This is a genomic window from Testudinibacter sp. P17/SS/0325, assembly GCF_053570765.1.
In genome coordinates, this window is record NZ_CM131635.1 from 1699985 (window position 1) to 1716143 (window position 16159).

10 protein-coding genes and 1 tRNA gene are annotated in these 16159 nt (G+C 46.4%); 4 read left to right on the forward strand and 7 right to left on the reverse strand.

Annotated features, from left to right (window positions below):
- Window positions 1–37: 37 nt before the first annotated feature.
- A complete protein-coding gene (locus tag ACWA50_RS08100) occupies window positions 38–1273 on the forward strand; it encodes a DUF711 family protein (RefSeq protein WP_431051450.1) in 1236 nt (411 codons plus the stop codon).
- Between the two features lie 87 nt (window positions 1274–1360).
- Here the strand turns inward: ACWA50_RS08100 and fbpC are convergent, their stop codons facing one another.
- From fbpC to apbC, 4 genes are all read right to left on the reverse strand, one after another.
- Window positions 1361–2413: a ferric ABC transporter ATP-binding protein gene (gene fbpC / locus ACWA50_RS08105; protein WP_431051452.1), complete on the reverse strand. Its 1053-nt coding sequence runs from the start codon at window positions 2411–2413 to the stop codon at window positions 1361–1363.
- A 12-nt stretch (window positions 2414–2425) separates the two neighbouring features.
- A complete protein-coding gene (locus tag ACWA50_RS08110; RefSeq protein WP_431051454.1) occupies window positions 2426–4480 on the reverse strand; it encodes an ABC transporter permease in 2055 nt (684 codons plus the stop codon).
- 101 nt (window positions 4481–4581) lie between these two features.
- Window positions 4582–5619, reverse strand: a complete 1038-nt coding sequence (locus tag ACWA50_RS08115) for an ABC transporter substrate-binding protein (protein ID WP_431051455.1) — start codon at window positions 5617–5619, stop codon at window positions 4582–4584.
- 212 nt (window positions 5620–5831) lie between these two features.
- Window positions 5832–6944 carry an iron-sulfur cluster carrier protein ApbC gene (apbC, locus tag ACWA50_RS08120; protein ID WP_431051457.1) on the reverse strand — a complete coding sequence of 371 codons (1113 nt, stop codon included), beginning with the start codon at window positions 6942–6944 and terminating at the stop codon, window positions 5832–5834.
- 209 nt (window positions 6945–7153) lie between these two features.
- Between apbC and metG the strand changes: the two genes are divergently transcribed.
- Both metG and cra read left to right on the forward strand, forming a co-directional pair.
- Window positions 7154–9202, forward strand: a complete 2049-nt coding sequence (gene metG / locus ACWA50_RS08125; protein ID WP_431051459.1) for a methionine--tRNA ligase — start codon at window positions 7154–7156, stop codon at window positions 9200–9202.
- Window positions 9203–9286: 84 nt separating this feature from the next.
- Window positions 9287–10294, forward strand: coding sequence for a catabolite repressor/activator (cra, locus tag ACWA50_RS08130; protein WP_431051461.1), 1008 nt, complete (start codon window positions 9287–9289; stop codon window positions 10292–10294).
- A 73-nt stretch (window positions 10295–10367) separates the two neighbouring features.
- On the opposite strand, the gene ettA is transcribed toward cra, so the two are convergent.
- The 3 genes from ettA to ACWA50_RS08145 form a co-directional block, all read right to left on the reverse strand.
- Window positions 10368–12038: an energy-dependent translational throttle protein EttA gene (ettA, locus tag ACWA50_RS08135; protein ID WP_431051463.1), complete on the reverse strand. Its 1671-nt coding sequence runs from the start codon at window positions 12036–12038 to the stop codon at window positions 10368–10370.
- 150 nt (window positions 12039–12188) lie between these two features.
- Window positions 12189–13157 carry a calcium/sodium antiporter gene (locus ACWA50_RS08140; RefSeq protein WP_431051465.1) on the reverse strand — a complete coding sequence of 323 codons (969 nt, stop codon included), beginning with the start codon at window positions 13155–13157 and terminating at the stop codon, window positions 12189–12191.
- A gap of 130 nt (window positions 13158–13287) precedes the next feature.
- Window positions 13288–13363: transfer RNA gene (locus tag ACWA50_RS08145), tRNA-Asn, on the reverse strand.
- A 540-nt stretch (window positions 13364–13903) separates the two neighbouring features.
- Between ACWA50_RS08145 and uvrB the strand changes: the two genes are divergently transcribed.
- On the forward strand, window positions 13904–15934 hold the full coding sequence (gene uvrB / locus ACWA50_RS08150; protein ID WP_431051467.1) for an excinuclease ABC subunit UvrB: 2031 nt from the start codon (window positions 13904–13906) through the stop codon (window positions 15932–15934).
- The last annotated feature ends 225 nt before the right edge of the window (window positions 15935–16159 follow it).

A 16159-nucleotide genomic window follows, 5' to 3' on the forward strand; every position in this document is an offset into this window, starting at 1 on the left:
ATAACTATAACAATTTTTTTACAATATAGGGGGATTTATGCCATTGAGCTCAACTGCACTATGCCGTGTGCGCGCAATCACCGCGTTTACCAGCCTGTCAGCCGATTCAAATACATGGCAGACCGCACTTGCCGCAGCGAAAAAACAGTGTGACAGCTTGGCGCACGCATTACAACGGCACGGTTATCAAGTGCAGTCAATTCGGATTGTGACCAACCCGTTCGCCGAGTATTTGAATCTCAGCAGCTTACAAACGGCAAAACAAGGTTTGGCGGCGATTAAGGCAATTTTACTACCGTTAAATCAAGGCTCGGATCGGCGAATTCGTTTTGCGATCGGCGAGGCGAAAACCCAAGCGGAAATTGAACTGTTGCCGGAACTCATCAAGGATTACGGTGATTTATGTAACGCCTGTGTCAATATTGCCGCCGATGAATTCGGCTTTTTGGATAACCGACAGATTAGCCAGTGTGCGGCGGCAGTACAAAAAATTGCCGCGATCACGCCACGCGGCGAGGGCAATTTCAATTTCACCGTCAATTTCAACTGCCAACCGTTGATTCCCTATTTTCCGGCAAGTTATCATCGCAGCGAATTGGGCAACTGTTTTGTGATCGGTTTGGAAACACCGGATTTATTGGCGGCGGTATTAGAGGGCATTCAATCCGTTAGAAAACAACAATCTCATGCTGCGTTTTTGCAATTGGCTTACCGCACTTTACGTGGTGCTTTGCAATACCATATTGATCAGGTGAATGAATGTATCGCGCAAGCCGAGATAGACAGCGGTTGGCGTTTTGCCGGTATGGATACCTCCGCTGCGCCGTCGAAAAACTGTCATTCGATGGTGGATATTTATCGGTTATTGGGCGTGCCGTATTTTGGTGCGGCAGGTACGGTGGAGGCTTCGGCATTGCTGACGCGGGTGTTTAAAACCTTGGATAACGTCGACGCGGTCGGGTTTTCCGGTTTAATGCTGGCGGTCACCGAAGACCAAGGCTTGGCGGAAGCCACTCGCCAACAACAATTTGATATCCGCGCCTTGCTGACCTATAGCAGCGTGTGCGGAATCGGCTTGGATACCGTGCCGATTGAGGGCGATACCCCGCTGGAAAAAATCACCGCGATTATGCGTGATACCGGCACTATGGCGTTTCGCTTAAACAAACCGCTCACCGTGCGCTTATTCCCGGTGCCGAATTTATCGGCGGGGCAACATACCCGATTTGAGAGTGAGGATTTGTGTAATTGTGCGGTGTTGGCTGTGCCGTGATTGATAAAAGCGGGTTAACGCCTTATAGTAATCGACTTTAGCCCGCTTTTTTGAAATGAATAAAAATTCTCCTTTATGCCGTGTTGCCTATTCTTTATTTAATAAGAATAAACCTTGATTGGAGAACGAAATATAGCTTTGTGTGAGTTCGGCATTAAAATACTCCGGACGGCAATTGACTAGTAATTCTTGTCCATGCCAATGTGCAATAATTTCCCAGTGATTGCCCATATACACCGCACTTTTAATCGTGCATTGCTGTGCCGGTGTACCTGTTTGATTAAAAGTAATAGCTTCAGGACGAACTCCCAGCAGGCAATCTTCGCCGACGATATTAAATTGCGCAACGTTGTTTAAACTAAATTCATAGCCATATACATTAATCTTATTTTGCTGTAATTTTGCAGGGAAAATACTGGATTCCCCCATGAAATTTGCTAAAAATAACGAATTAGGTTGCTGATAAAGCGTTTTGGCGGAGGCTTTTTGCATAATTTTGCCTTTATTCATCACAATTACTTCATCAGACACTGCAAAGGCTTCTGTTTGATCGTGAGTAACATATAAAGAGGTGATACCTAATCGTTGTTGTAATTCTCGTATCTTTTCTCGCATTGAGCGGCGTAAATTAGCATCCAAATTACTAAGCGGTTCATCAAATAACAACACTTTAGGTTTTAAGATCAAAGCACGGGCAAGCGCCACACGTTGTTGTTGTCCGCCAGAAATTTGATCCACAAAGCGCTGCTCAAAACCGGCCAAATCGACTAGTTCCAACGCTTCTTGCACTCGTTGTTCGCGCTCGGGCTTGCTCACGCCTTGCATTTTTAAGCCATAGCCTACATTGTCGCCAATGCTCATATGGGGAAAAAGAGCATAGGATTGAAAAACAATACAAATATCACGATTCTGAATGGCGGATTTGGTGACATCTTCCCCATCAATAAAGATTTGCCCTGATGTGGGGTTTTCTAAGCCCGCCACTAATCGTAACACCGTCGTTTTACCACAACCCGAAGGACCGAGAAGTGTCACCATGGTGCCGCGTTTAATAATAAGATCGAGATTATCAATGACCACTGATTTAGCAAAAGATTTAGTGATATTTTTTAAAACTAAGAAATTTTCATGTTGATTCATAATGGATAAATCCTAATTCATTGTTTTGGCTTTAGAGCGTGAGATACGTGTATCACCCACTAACCAATCAAAAAGTAATATAATGCTCATCATCACTATAATTAAAATAGAGCCGTAAGCAATGGCAATACCATATTCGCCATCCTCTACACGGTTCAGAATATAGGATGTCGCCACCCGTGTATCTGCAGTTACTAAAAAGACTATTGCGCTTACCGTTGTCATGGCGCGTACAAAACTTGTCACTAATGCAGAAATCAATGCCGGTTTTAGCAGTGGCAGAACAACGAAAATAATTGTTTTAAAGGTACTGCCTTTCAATGAAAGTGAGGCTTCATCGAGTGATTTATCAAGCTGTCCAAGCCCCGCAATTGCCGCACGCATGCCAACCGGCATATTACGCATTACCATTGAAAGAATGATAATAAGACCGGTACCTGTAATATAAATAGGGGCATTATTAAATGCTAAAATATAGGACACGCCAGCAACGGTTCCTGGTACGGCGAAACATAGCAAGGTTAAAAATTCCAGTGTCTTTTTACCTTTAAAATCACGACGTACTGTGATATAGGCAATAAGCAAGCCGAAAAATGCCGTAATCGGAGCGGCGGCAGCGGCAAACAATACGGTTTGAATCAGTGACGGCCAAGCTCCGTCATCTAAGCCTTGTCCAAACAACACCGCATAATTTCTCAAAGTTAATGTGTGATCCACCCCCCAGTTTACGGTAAAGCTCCCATAGAAAATGCTGCCGTATAAAACGATGTTAAAGATCACCCAAAAAGCCAAAATAAATGTAATGCCATGTTTCATTGCATTCGGTAAATCTTGCACATCACCCCGATAAGATTTACCCGAGACGGTGACATAAGAGCGGTTACCAATCCAAAGATATTGGATCACAAAAATGGATAATGAAAAGATCAACAATAATGTCCCTAAAGTACTTGCGGAAGCATAGTCAAGTTGAGAGCCCGCAATATAAAAATAGATTTGCGATGAGATCACATCAAAGCTGCCGCCAAGCACCAGTGGCGTACTAAAATCCGCTAACGATTGAATTGCCACGACCAAGAAAGCGTTGGCTAATGCCGGTTTCAATAATGGAAAAATAATACCGAAAAATGTTTGATAACGATTAGCCCTCAATGTATAAGAGGCTTCTTCGATAGATGGATGAATAGATTTCAGGGCGCCTTCCAAAATCATAAATGACATTGGGGTTAATGCTAAAGTATGGGCAATCACGATACCGGTAAAGCCGTATAACCAATTACTGCTGAAATTTAGATATTCGACTAAAAATTTAGTGACATAACCTGAGCGGCCAAGCATTAGCGTAACGCCAAGACCAACCACAAAAGGCGGCGTGACAATGGGTAAAATAGAAAATATTTTTCCGATAAATGCACTGCGTTTCGCAATGCGCGTTGTATAAAGGGCAAACAATAAACCGAATAAGGTTGCAAGCACACCGACAGTTGCAGCAACACTCAAAGAGTTCATAATGATACGCAGTACATAAGGCTGTCGAATAATTTTCAATGCTTGTGTCGGGAGAAATTCCGAGCCGTTATAAAACATTGAAATAAAAATAGCCATCGTCGGATAGACAATAAAGAAAAAAATCAATAAAACGATACTAATTAATGACGCAATCACGAATTTATCGCTTTGCATTATTTTCATCTTAGCTAACGCATTGGTGGCGAATGCAATTAACGCAATAACTAAAACAAAAATTGAATAACCAAGGCTGATTTTTTCAATGGCGGCAGAAATAAAAACAAATAGAAAAATCCCTACCACAGTAGAAAATTCAAAAATACCTTGCAGATATTCATTTTTTCTAGAAAAAATCTGAGAAATCAGTGGAATAAGTAATAATATACTAAACCAAACCCAACTTAAATTGGGCGTAGACCACCCCATGGCACTGAATATTTCATCTGAAGTGGACTCCATAATTCCATAATCTAGTGCCATGGTAGGGAGTAAAATAAAGCCTAACATAGCCAATGCAACCCAAAACATATTCGAATTGAATATTTGTTGCTTTTTCATAAAACCTCCAAGATAGTTGCGGCATGTTAAGCCTCCGAATATTGCAGTGGTTGGTAGTAAGCAATATTTTAAAACATCTTCCTAGCTATAATAATCTCACTCTACTTCGCCAATTTAACTTCTTCGACCCATTTATTAATTAAGCGTTTACGTTCATCGGCAGCACCGTATTTTTCAAAATCATAATTGATTAAGTTCAGCTTAGTCGGATCAAATGCAGTCGGTGATTGTTCGGCAGTTTTATTGGTAAGAATTTGTAAGGAGTTGCCCTTTTTCCAACTCAACTCTTGCCCTTCTTTAGATAGCACCCAATCGACAAATAATTTTGCATTATCTAAGTTGCGAGCACCTTTTAAAATGCTCACGCCGCCTAGCTCATAGCCTGTACCTTCGCAAGGCACAATCATCTCAAGTGGCGCACCATTTTGTTTTTCTAATGCATAGTCGTGTAAAAAGCCGATACCAATAGTCGTTTCTCCACGTGCGGCATTACGTGACGGGGCAATCCCGGATTTTGCATATTGGGAAATATTCGGATGTAATTGCTTGAAATAATTGAATGCCTCATCTTCGCCCCAAAGTTGGGTAAAAGTGGCAATGGCGGTATAAGCAGTGCCGGAACTTTGCGGATCGGCAATTTGGACTTCACCTTTTAAGCGTGAATCGTTGAGATCTTTCCAGCATTTAGGTATTTCTGTGATACCGAGTTTTTTCAATCGATCCGTATTAACGCCAAAACCGAGAATCCCCATATATACTGCTGAGCTTAAGTTGCCTTTCACTTTTGCGGGATCTTGAAAACGTTCTACAATCTGATCGATATGGGGTGAGCGATAGGCTTCAAGTAGCCCCAATTCCCCGGCCTGAGATTGCGGATCGAGTGTGCCGCCGTACCATACATCGGCTTGCGGGTTATTCTTTTCCGCTTCGATCTTGGCAAAAGTGCTTCCCGAACCATTGCGAATAAAAGATGTTTTTACATCAAATTTTTCCCCGAAGGCTTTGGTCTGTGCTTCACACATTTCATTGGTCGCACTGCAATATACGACTAAGCGCCCCTTTGCAAGCACTTGTGGGCTTAAAAATAATCCGCCTAACAATAGGCTGGATACAATAATTGAAATAGTAGAACGCTTCATTTGATACTCCTTGTTAATATAAATGACGTTTTAATAATACAAGAAATAACAAATGTATTTAGTGATAAACCTCACAAATTATGGCACAACAACAGAGGGATTCTAATGCGGATTTCTTTCATCATTTTGCAGCAAGCAGAGGAGATTCGAACTAAAAAACGCCTGTAAAAATAACATTTACAGGCATTTTTTATGCAAAAAATCAATCCGGATTACTTCACTTCGCGAAACATAATTTCCGCCGGAATCACATCGCCTTGCCAATACAGTTGGCTGGCGACGCTTTCGGCAAGTTGCAGGAAGTGTTGGCTGATTTCATCTTGCGGTGCGGCGGCAACGGTCGGTGTGCCGTGATCCAGATCTTCACGCAGGCGGATATGCAACGGAATTTGTCCCAACACCGAAATATGGTATTTTTCCGCCACTTTTTGCGCGCCGCCGGTGCCGAAAATATCTTCGTGATGACCGCACTTGGCGCAGATATGCACGCTCATATTTTCAACAATGCCAAGCACCGGTACGGAAACTTTTTCAAACATCGCAATTCCCTTGATCGCGTCCAGTAAGGCAATATCTTGCGGGGTTGTCACCACGATTGCGCCGGTAACCGGAATTTGTTGCGACAGCGTCAGTTGAATATCGCCTGTGCCCGGCGGCATATCGATCACCAAATAATCCAAATCCGGCCACCAGGTTTCCTGCAACAACTGGCTGAGGGCGCTGCTTGCCATAGGACCGCGCCAAATCGTGGCATTGTCGGCGGGCATTAAAAAGCCGATTGAGTTGGCATAGATTCCATGGACTTCAATCGCCACCATATGTTTATTGTCCGGCGAGGTCGGGCGTTGATCGGCCGCACCTAACATATGCGGAATTGACGGGCCGTACACATCGGCGTCCAAAATCCCAACCCGCGCGCCTTGCGCTTTTAACGCTAAGGCAAGATTGACTGCGGTGGTGGATTTGCCCACGCCGCCTTTGCCGGAGGTGACGGCAATAATATTTTTCACGCCGTTGACTGCCGGGTGATTGTTAGCGCGTTTTAAGGTGGCGATTTGATAATTCAGCTGCCAGCGCACGCTTTTCGCTTGGCTGATGTGTAATAAATCCGCCTCAAGTGCGGTTTTCAAGCGTTCAAAACCACTGTTCCAGGCAAATGGCAGGGTCAGTTCGAGGCGCAGGGTGTCGCCGCCCAATTCGATTTTTTTCAGGGCTTTCAGTTCGATCAGATTTTTTTGCAATGTCGGATCGCGAAAGTCGGCAAAGCATTGTTCAATTTGGCTTTTTTGAGCGTCGCTCAATTCGTTAGCGGAAAATAAGCTCATGGTAAATCCTTTGTTTTTATAGGGTTACAGCAGTGTTTGAGTAAAATCGGTGCTATTTAATCATGTTTGGCGGCAAGTGTTAAGTTAAAATCTGCATTATCATGCAATACGGCATAAAGTGCGGTTCAACTGGTAAAAATAGCCGTGTTGCGCTAAAATCTGTGCCTATTTATTCGATAAAATATTCTACAAGGATTTCAAGTTTAATTATGTCAAATTCAGCCCGCAAAATTTTGGTGACTTGCGCCCTGCCGTATGCCAACGGTCCGATTCATTTAGGTCATTTATTGGAGCATATCCAAGCGGATATTTGGGTGCGGTTTCAGCGTATGCGAGGCAATGAAATCCATTTTGTCTGTGCCGACGATGCGCACGGCACGCCGATTATGTTGAAAGCGGATCAAATGGGGATTACGCCGGAGGCGCTGATTGCGCAGGTGAAAAGCGAACATCAAGCCGATTTTAACGGTTTTAACATCAGTTTTGATAATTATCATTCCACCCACAGCGACGAAAACCGCACGTTATCTGAGGCGATTTACACTAAACTGAAAAGCAACGGTTTTATTAAAAGCCGCACCATTTCGCAACTGTATGATCCGCAAAAAGGCATGTTTTTGCCGGATCGTTTCGTGAAGGGCACTTGCCCGAAATGTAAAGCGGAAGATCAATACGGCGATAACTGCGAGGTTTGCTCAGCGACTTACAGCCCGACCGAATTGATTAATCCGCGTTCGGTGGTGTCGGGGGCAACACCGGTGATGAAAGAGTCGGAACACTTTTTCTTTGATTTGCCGAGTTTTGAAGCCATGCTGAAAAGCTGGATTCGTTCCGGCTCGCTGCAACAAGAAGTGGCGAATAAAATGCAAGAGTGGTTCGAAGCCGGTTTGCAGCAATGGGATATTACCCGTGACGCGCCCTATTTCGGCTTTGAAATTCCGGACGCGCCGGGGAAATATTTCTACGTTTGGCTGGATGCGCCAATCGGCTATATGGCGTCGTTCAAAAATCTGTGTGATCGCGAAGGCTTGAATTTCGATGAGTTTTGGCACAAAGACAGCACCACCGAGCTGTATCATTTTATCGGCAAAGATATTATGTATTTCCACAGCCTGTTCTGGCCGGCGATGTTGGAGGGCAGCGATTACCGCAAACCGAGCAATATTTTTGTACACGGCTATGTGACCGTTAATGGCGAAAAAATGTCGAAATCGCGCGGTACATTCATTCAAGCCGCAACCTATCTCAAACTGCTTGATCCGGAATATCTGCGTTACTACTACGCCGCCAAACTGAGCCACCGTATTGATGATTTGGATTTGAACCTGCAAGATTTCGTGCAACGGGTGAATGCGGACATTGTCAATAAAGTGGTGAATCTCGCTTCGCGTAATGCCGGCTTTATCCAAAAACGTTTTGGCGGCAAACTGGCGGCAAGCTTAGAAAATCCGGCGTTGTTGGCGGAGTTCGGCCAAGCCTCCGAAACGATTGCGGCCTATTTTGAAAACCGTGAATACGGCAAAGCGATCCGCGAGATTATGGCATTGGCGGACAAAGCCAATAAATATATTGATGATAAAGCCCCGTGGGTGGTGGCAAAGGAAGAGGGTAAAGATCAGGCATTGCAGCACATCTGCTCAATGGGGATCGAAATGTTCCGCATTTTAATCGGTTATCTGAAACCGGTGCTGCCGCAATTGGCGGCACGCGCGGAAGCCTTTTTACAAACCGAATTGACGTGGGACAGTTTATCTACGCCGTTATTAGCGCATGAAATTGCGCCGTTTAAAGCGTTGTTCAACCGTTTAGACAGCAAGCAAATTGATGAATTGGTGGCGTTGTCGAAAGAGGAAAATGCACAATTAGCGCCGGTGGCAATCGAAAAAGCGGGGGCAAGCACGGCGGAAAAATCCGAATTTGAGCCGATTGCCGATACCATTTCGATTGATGATTTTGCCAAAATCGATCTGCGCGTGGCAAAAATCGTCAAAGCCGAAGCCGTGCCGGAAGCGAATAAGCTGGTGAAACTGACCCTCGACATCGGCAGCGAAACCCGCCAAGTATTCGCCGGAATTAAATCGGCGTATAAACCGGAGGAGCTGGAAGGGCGTTTAACCGTGATGGTTGCCAACCTTGCGCCGCGCAAAATGAAATTCGGCGTTTCGGAGGGCATGGTGCTCGCCGCCGGACCGGGCGGCAGCGATCTGTTCGTGCTGACCCCGGATCAAGGCGCAACCCCGGGAATGCGTGTCAAATAAGTAACCAACCAACCGCACTTATCGTGATGAAAGTGCGGTTTTGTGTATTTGGATAATCAATTTTGTTGTATGAAGGAAATATCCATGAAACTAGATGAAGTAGCAAAATTAGCCGGTGTGTCGCGCACCACAGTGAGTTATGTGATTAACGGCAAAGCAAAATTACATCGGGTGAGTGATCGCACGATTGAAAAAGTGATGGCGGTGGTGAATGAGCATAATTTCAAACCCAACCCGGTGGCGGCGGGGCTGCGTGCCGGGCATACCAATACCATTGGTTTGATTATCCCGGATTTGGAGAACATCAGTTACGCCAAAATCGCAATGCGTTTCGAAGCCCTTTGCCGCAAGGCGGGCTATCAGCTGTTTATCTCTTGCTCGAATGACGAAGCGGAAAACGAAAAGCAGTGTGCCAAGCAGTTATTGGCGCGCAAAATTGATGCGTTGGTGGTATCGACCGCACTGGACAGTGAGGATGATTTTTATCGGCAGGTGAGTGACGTACCGATTATCGGTTTCGATCGCCAAGCCAATAATTTAAATAATATCAATGTGTTGTATCATGACGAGGACGATAGTTGTCACTTGGCAAAAACATTGTTACAGCATGATAAAACCGGTTCGATTTTGTATTTCGGCGCACATCCGGAATTTCCAATCAGCCGCCAACGCGAATCGGGATTCCGTCAAGTCGTAGAAAAGCAAGGTTTGCAGATCGACTACCTGTATGCACCGCACTTTACCCGTGAATCGGCAATGGCAACATTCAGCACATGGCTACAGCAAAACAGCTTGCCGGATACCTTGTTCATCACTTCGTTAACCCTGCTGCAAGGGGTGTTCCAAGCACTGTTGCAACAGCAGGGCGGCATTCCGCCGCAATTAACACTGGCTACCTTTGGTGACCAACAAATGTTGGAGTTGCTGCCAAACCAAGTGATCAGCGCGGTGCAGCCGTATGATGACATTGCGGAAAATTTATTGTTGGCGCTACAGCGCATGATTGTGAAAAGCGACAGTAAAAAACAGCGTAACGCACAGGCTTATCCGGTTTGGGTGCAGCGTGAAATTTTTTATAAAGCCCGGGCATAACAAAACGCAACCGCACTTGGTGTCGAACCAAGTGCGGCTATAAAGTGAAGTCGTAAAGTGCGGTATAAACAGACTATTTCGCCATGCGTTTATACTTAATCCGGTGCGGTTGCACCGCTTCTGCGCCGAAGGTTTTCTTCTTCCACTCTTCGTAATCGGTGAAGTTGCCTTCGTAGAAAGTCACTTTGCCCTCGTCGCCGTAGTCTAAAATGTGAGTGGCAACACGGTCTAAGAACCAACGGTCATGGGAAATCACCAAGGCACAGCCCGGGAATTCCAACACCGCATTTTCCAAGGCGCGCAAGGTTTCCACGTCTAAATCATTGGTCGGTTCGTCGAGTAATAACACGTTGCCACCGGTTTGCAACAATTTTGCCAAATGCAAACGTCCGCGCTCACCGCCGGACAACTCGCCGACACGTTTTTGTTGATCCACGCCTTTAAAGTTGAACCGTCCGACATAAGCCCGGCTTGGAATTTCAAAATTGCCGATACGCATAATGTCCAAACCGCCGGAGACTTCTTCCCACACGGTTTTCTTGTCGTCCATACTGTCACGGAACTGATCGACCGAGGCTAACACCACGGTTTCGCCCAGTGTGATCGAGCCGCTGTCCGCTTGTTCTTGTCCGCTCAACATTTTGAACAGGGTGGATTTCCCTGCGCCGTTCGGACCGATAATGCCGACAATCGCCCCTTTCGGAATACTGAAAGAGAGATCATCAATCAACGTGCGGTCGCCGTAAGATTTGCTCAGGTTGCTGACTTCGATGACTTTATCGCCTAAGCGTGGACCCGGTGGAATAAACAACTCGTTGGTTTCGTTACGTTTTTGATATTCACCGCTGTTCAGTTCATCAAAGCGTGCCATACGCGCTTTGCTTTTCGCTTGACGGCCTTTCGGATTTTGGCGCACCCATTCCAACTCTTTCTCAATCGATTTTTGGCGGGCAGACTCGGTCGCCGCTTCTTGTGCCAAGCGTTTCTCTTTTTGTTCCAACCAAGACGAGTAGTTGCCTTCCCACGGAATGCCTTCGCCACGGTCAAGCTCCAAGATCCAACCGGCAACGTTATCCAAGAAGTAACGGTCATGGGTGATCGCCACCACCGTGCCTTCGTAATCGTGTAAGAAGCGCTCTAGCCACGCCACCGATTCTGCGTCTAAGTGGTTGGTCGGTTCGTCCAACAGCAGCATATCCGGTTTTTCCAACAACAAGCGGCACAATGCCACGCGGCGGCGTTCGCCCCCTGACAGGTGCTCGATTTTTGCGTCCCAATCCGGCAAACGCAACGCATCGGCGGCACGTTCCAGTTGGTTTTGCAGATGGTGTCCGTCGTGGGCTTGAATGATCGCTTCCAGCTCGGCTTGTTCCGCCGCCAGCTGATCAAAATCCGCATCGGGATCGGCGTATAACGCATAGACTTCATCTAAGCGGGTCAATGCGGTTTTCACTTCGCTGACCGCTTCTTCCACCGCCTCACGTACGGTTTGGTGCGGATCCAGTTTGGGTTCTTGCGGCAGATAGCCGATTTTGATTCCCGGTTGCGGGCGCGCTTCGCCCTCAATATCCTTATCGATTCCCGCCATAATCCGCAACAGGGTGGATTTCCCCGCGCCGTTTAAACCGAGAACCCCGATTTTCGCGCCCGGAAAAAAGCTGAGAGAAATGTTTTTCAAAATATGACGCTTCGGCGGCACGACTTTGCCGACGCGGTGCATCGTATACACAAATTGGGTGGACATAGTATTTCCTTTCGTTTCTTGTCGAGAAAAAAGTCAGATAAAAAATCGCTTTATTATAGGCGAAATTAAGGGCGAGGGCTACGCCGGAAACACAAAGTGCGGTCAGACAGATAGCGGGGCTGACCGCACTTTGCGCTTGAAAAAGAGAAATTAGCGTGCAATCTGTATAAAAATAACGCTGTTATAGGCAATATAACACAGCAACAACAGCACACCGGCCCAGCGTTGGATATAGCCGTTTTCCGCTTTGTAACGGTAGCCGAGCAGGAATAAAAGTGCGGTCAGGAACAACATCACCGGCATATCGCGCGTGATAATGTCGTTTTCGGCTTGCAGGGGATGGATGGCGCCGGCAAGCCCGACCACCGCCAGCGTATTAAACAGATTGGAACCGATAATATTGCCCATTGCCAAATCATGCTGGTTTTTGCGTGCGGCGGCAATGCTGGAGGCGAGTTCCGGCAGCGATGTGCCAACGGCGACTACGGTTAAGCCGATGATCAGCTCGCTCACGCCGAAATGGTTGGCGATAGTGACCGCGCCCCAAACCAACAGTTGCGAGCTGGCAATCAGCAGGATTAAACCGAACAGTAGTAAACCGATAGCTTTACCGATCACAATATCGTCCCGTTGGTCGTCTTCTGATAGTTGGTTGGATAACGCATTTTTGACTTTTAAGCCATCCCGAATGCTGACAAACATAAATAAGGCAAACATGGCTAAAATGATGATACCGTCAATGCGGCTAATATCGCGATCGAACAACAAACCGGCTGAAACCAAGGTCACAATCAGCAACAGCGGTAACTCTTTTTTCAAAATCGACGGCGTGACCAATACCGGGCTGATCAATGCGGTCACACCGAGAATCAGCGCGATATTGGCGATATTCGAACCGTAAGCATTGCCGAGCGCAATTCCCGGATTGCCTTGGATTGCCGAGGTGATTGACACCACGATTTCCGGTGCAGAGGTGCCGAAACCGATAATCAACATACCGATTAATAATTTCGGCATACCGAAATAGTGCGCGGTTTGGCTGGCGCCATCGACGAATTTATCGGCACTCCAAACTAAAATAATCAAGCCGGCAATCACGGCAAGGGAAGCAAGTAGCATAGTATGTCCTGAGGATACATAGAGCAGATAAAAATAAAGCCCGTAATCATGACGATTATGGGCTAAACACTGTCGGATTACAAAAAGCGTTTACAAAAGGAGACAAATAAAAGCTAACCGACAGAGAAAGTGGCTCCTCCTGCTGGACTTGAACCAGCGACATACGGATTAACAGTCCGCCGTTCTACCGACTGAACTAAGGAGGAATTGTTCGTTTTTCGACCATGCAACCGATATGCAATTTATAGTATAGATTTATTCCGCAATGTCGAATTGAGGGGCGTATGATAGTGAGTTCAAATTCGCTTGTCAAGAGCGTTAAAACAAAAAAACGGCAGAAATTTAATGGAATTTTTCTATCCACACCGCTTGTGGATAACTTTGTGGATTAGTTTTTGCGGAGTGGGGCAAAATACAGGAAATATGCGACTTTGCGAGATCGGCTTTCAATTTGGCTATAAAATGACATGTTTTTATTTATCAATAAGATATGAAAAATCTAGTCTTTTTTTTATTATTTTTTTTGAAAATTTGAAGTTTGCCTCTTGACAGTTGGGAGACTGTGCAAAAAGTCAATTTTTGATAATTGTTTTTCGAGGAAAAAAATAGCTAACCCCGTGTGTTATCGACGAAATAAGCGGATCCGTGCAAATCCTCCTGACCTCCGTATCATTCATATAAAATTTCACTCTGAAATATGTTAAACTACCGCACTTTCGATCTTGATTTTCTAATCTGGTACTGCTATGTCAAAACCCAATTCCAAACCGTTCAAACTGCATTCCGATTTTAAACCGTCGGGCGATCAGCCGCAGGCAATCGCCAAACTGATTGAGGGCTTGGAGGACGGTTTGGCGCACCAAACGTTGTTGGGGGTGACCGGGTCGGGCAAAACCTTTACCATCGCCAATGTGATCGCCACACTCAACCGCCCGGCGATGTTGCTGGCGCCGAATAAAACCCTGGCGGCACAGCTTTACGCCGAGATGAAGGAATTTTTTCCGGAAAATGCGGTCGAGTATTTCGTCTCTTACTACGATTACTATCAGCCGGAAGCCTATGTGCCGGCGAGCGATACCTTCATCGAGAAAGACGCGTCGATTAACGATCAGATCGAACAAATGCGCTTGTCGGCGACCAAATCCTTTTTGGAACGGCGCGATACCATTGTGGTTGCTTCCGTGTCGGCGATTTACGGCTTGGGCGATCCCGATTCTTACCTGAAAATGATGTTGCACCTGCAAAGCGGGGCGATTATTGATCAACGCCAGATTTTATCTAAACTGGCGGAGTTGCAATATACCCGTAATGATCAAGCCTTTCAGCGCGGTACCTTTCGCGTGCGCGGCGAAATTATTGATATTTTCCCGGCGGAATCGGACGATGTGGCGTTGCGCGTCGAACTGTTTGATGAAGAAGTGGAACGCTTGAGCCTGTTTGATCCGCTGACCGGGCATAATTTCGGCGCAGTGCCGCGCTACACCGTTTATCCGAAAAGCCACTATGTGACCCCGCGCGAACGGGTGCTGGAGGCGATCGAACGGATTAAAGCCGAATTGGCGGAGCGCCGCCAATATCTGTTGGAGAATAATAAACTGTTGGAAGAACAGCGGATTACCCAGCGCACCCAGTTTGATATTGAGATGATGAACGAATTGGGTTACTGCTCGGGCATTGAAAACTACTCACGTTATCTGTCAGGACGCGGCGAGGGCGAGCCGCCGCCGACCTTGTTTGATTATATTCCGAGTGACGGTTTGCTGATTATCGACGAGTCCCATGTCACTGTGCCGCAAATCGGCGGAATGTATCGCGGCGACCGCGCGCGTAAAGAAACACTGGTGGAATACGGTTTCCGCCTGCCGTCGGCGTTGGACAACCGCCCGTTGCGTTTTGAAGAGTTTGAACGGCTTGCACCGCAGACGATTTATGTCTCCGCCACGCCCGGACCTTACGAGCTGGAAAAATCCGGGGGCGAGCTGATCGATCAAGTGGTGCGTCCGACCGGTTTACTCGATCCGATTTTAGAAGTGCGTCCGGTGGCGACCCAAGTTGATGATTTATTGTCGGAAATCCGGATTCGCAGCGATAAGCACGAGCGAGTATTGGTCACCACCTTAACCAAACGCATGGCGGAAGATTTGACCGATTATCTGGAAGAACACGGTGTGCGCGTGCGTTATCTGCATTCGGATATTGATACCGTCGAGCGGGTGGAAATTATCCGCGATCTGCGTTTGGGCGAGTTCGATGTGTTGGTCGGGATCAACTTATTGCGTGAGGGGTTGGATATTCCGGAAGTGTCGCTGGTGGCGATTTTAGATGCCGATAAAGAGGGCTTCCTGCGCTCGGAACGCTCGTTGATTCAAACCATCGGACGCGCCGCGCGTAACCTGCACGGCAAAGCGATTTTATATGCCGATCGGATCACCAATTCGATGGAAAAAGCGATTGGCGAAACCAACCGCCGCCGTGAAAAACAGATGGCGCACAATGAAAAACACGGCATTGTGCCACAAGCGTTAAACAAAAAAGTCGGCGAACTGCTCGATATCGGGCAAGGCGCAAGCAACAAAGCGCGCGGCAAACAGAAACTGGCAAAAGCCGCCGAACCAAGTGCGGTTTACCAACCGAAAAACGCCAAAGAGTTTGAGCAACAGGTTAAAAAACTGGAACAGCAAATGTACCAACACGCGCAAAATCTGGAATTCGAACAAGCCGCTGCGGTGCGTGATGAATTGCACCGCCTGCGGGAGCGGTTTGTATTAGGCGATTAAGCTGGATAGAGGATAAAATGAAACAAAATACAGATAACTCATTCAATAAAGTAGGGGCGGATTAACTATCCGCCCGAACCGCACTTTGCATTTTTCTGTTGTCGATTAAATGCTTATACCGCACTTCGCAAACGGGCGGATAGTTAATCCGCCCCTACAATGCAAACGCAATATTGAAGGTTATCTATAATTTGATTTTAGCTTTTTTATAACGAATAAAATTAA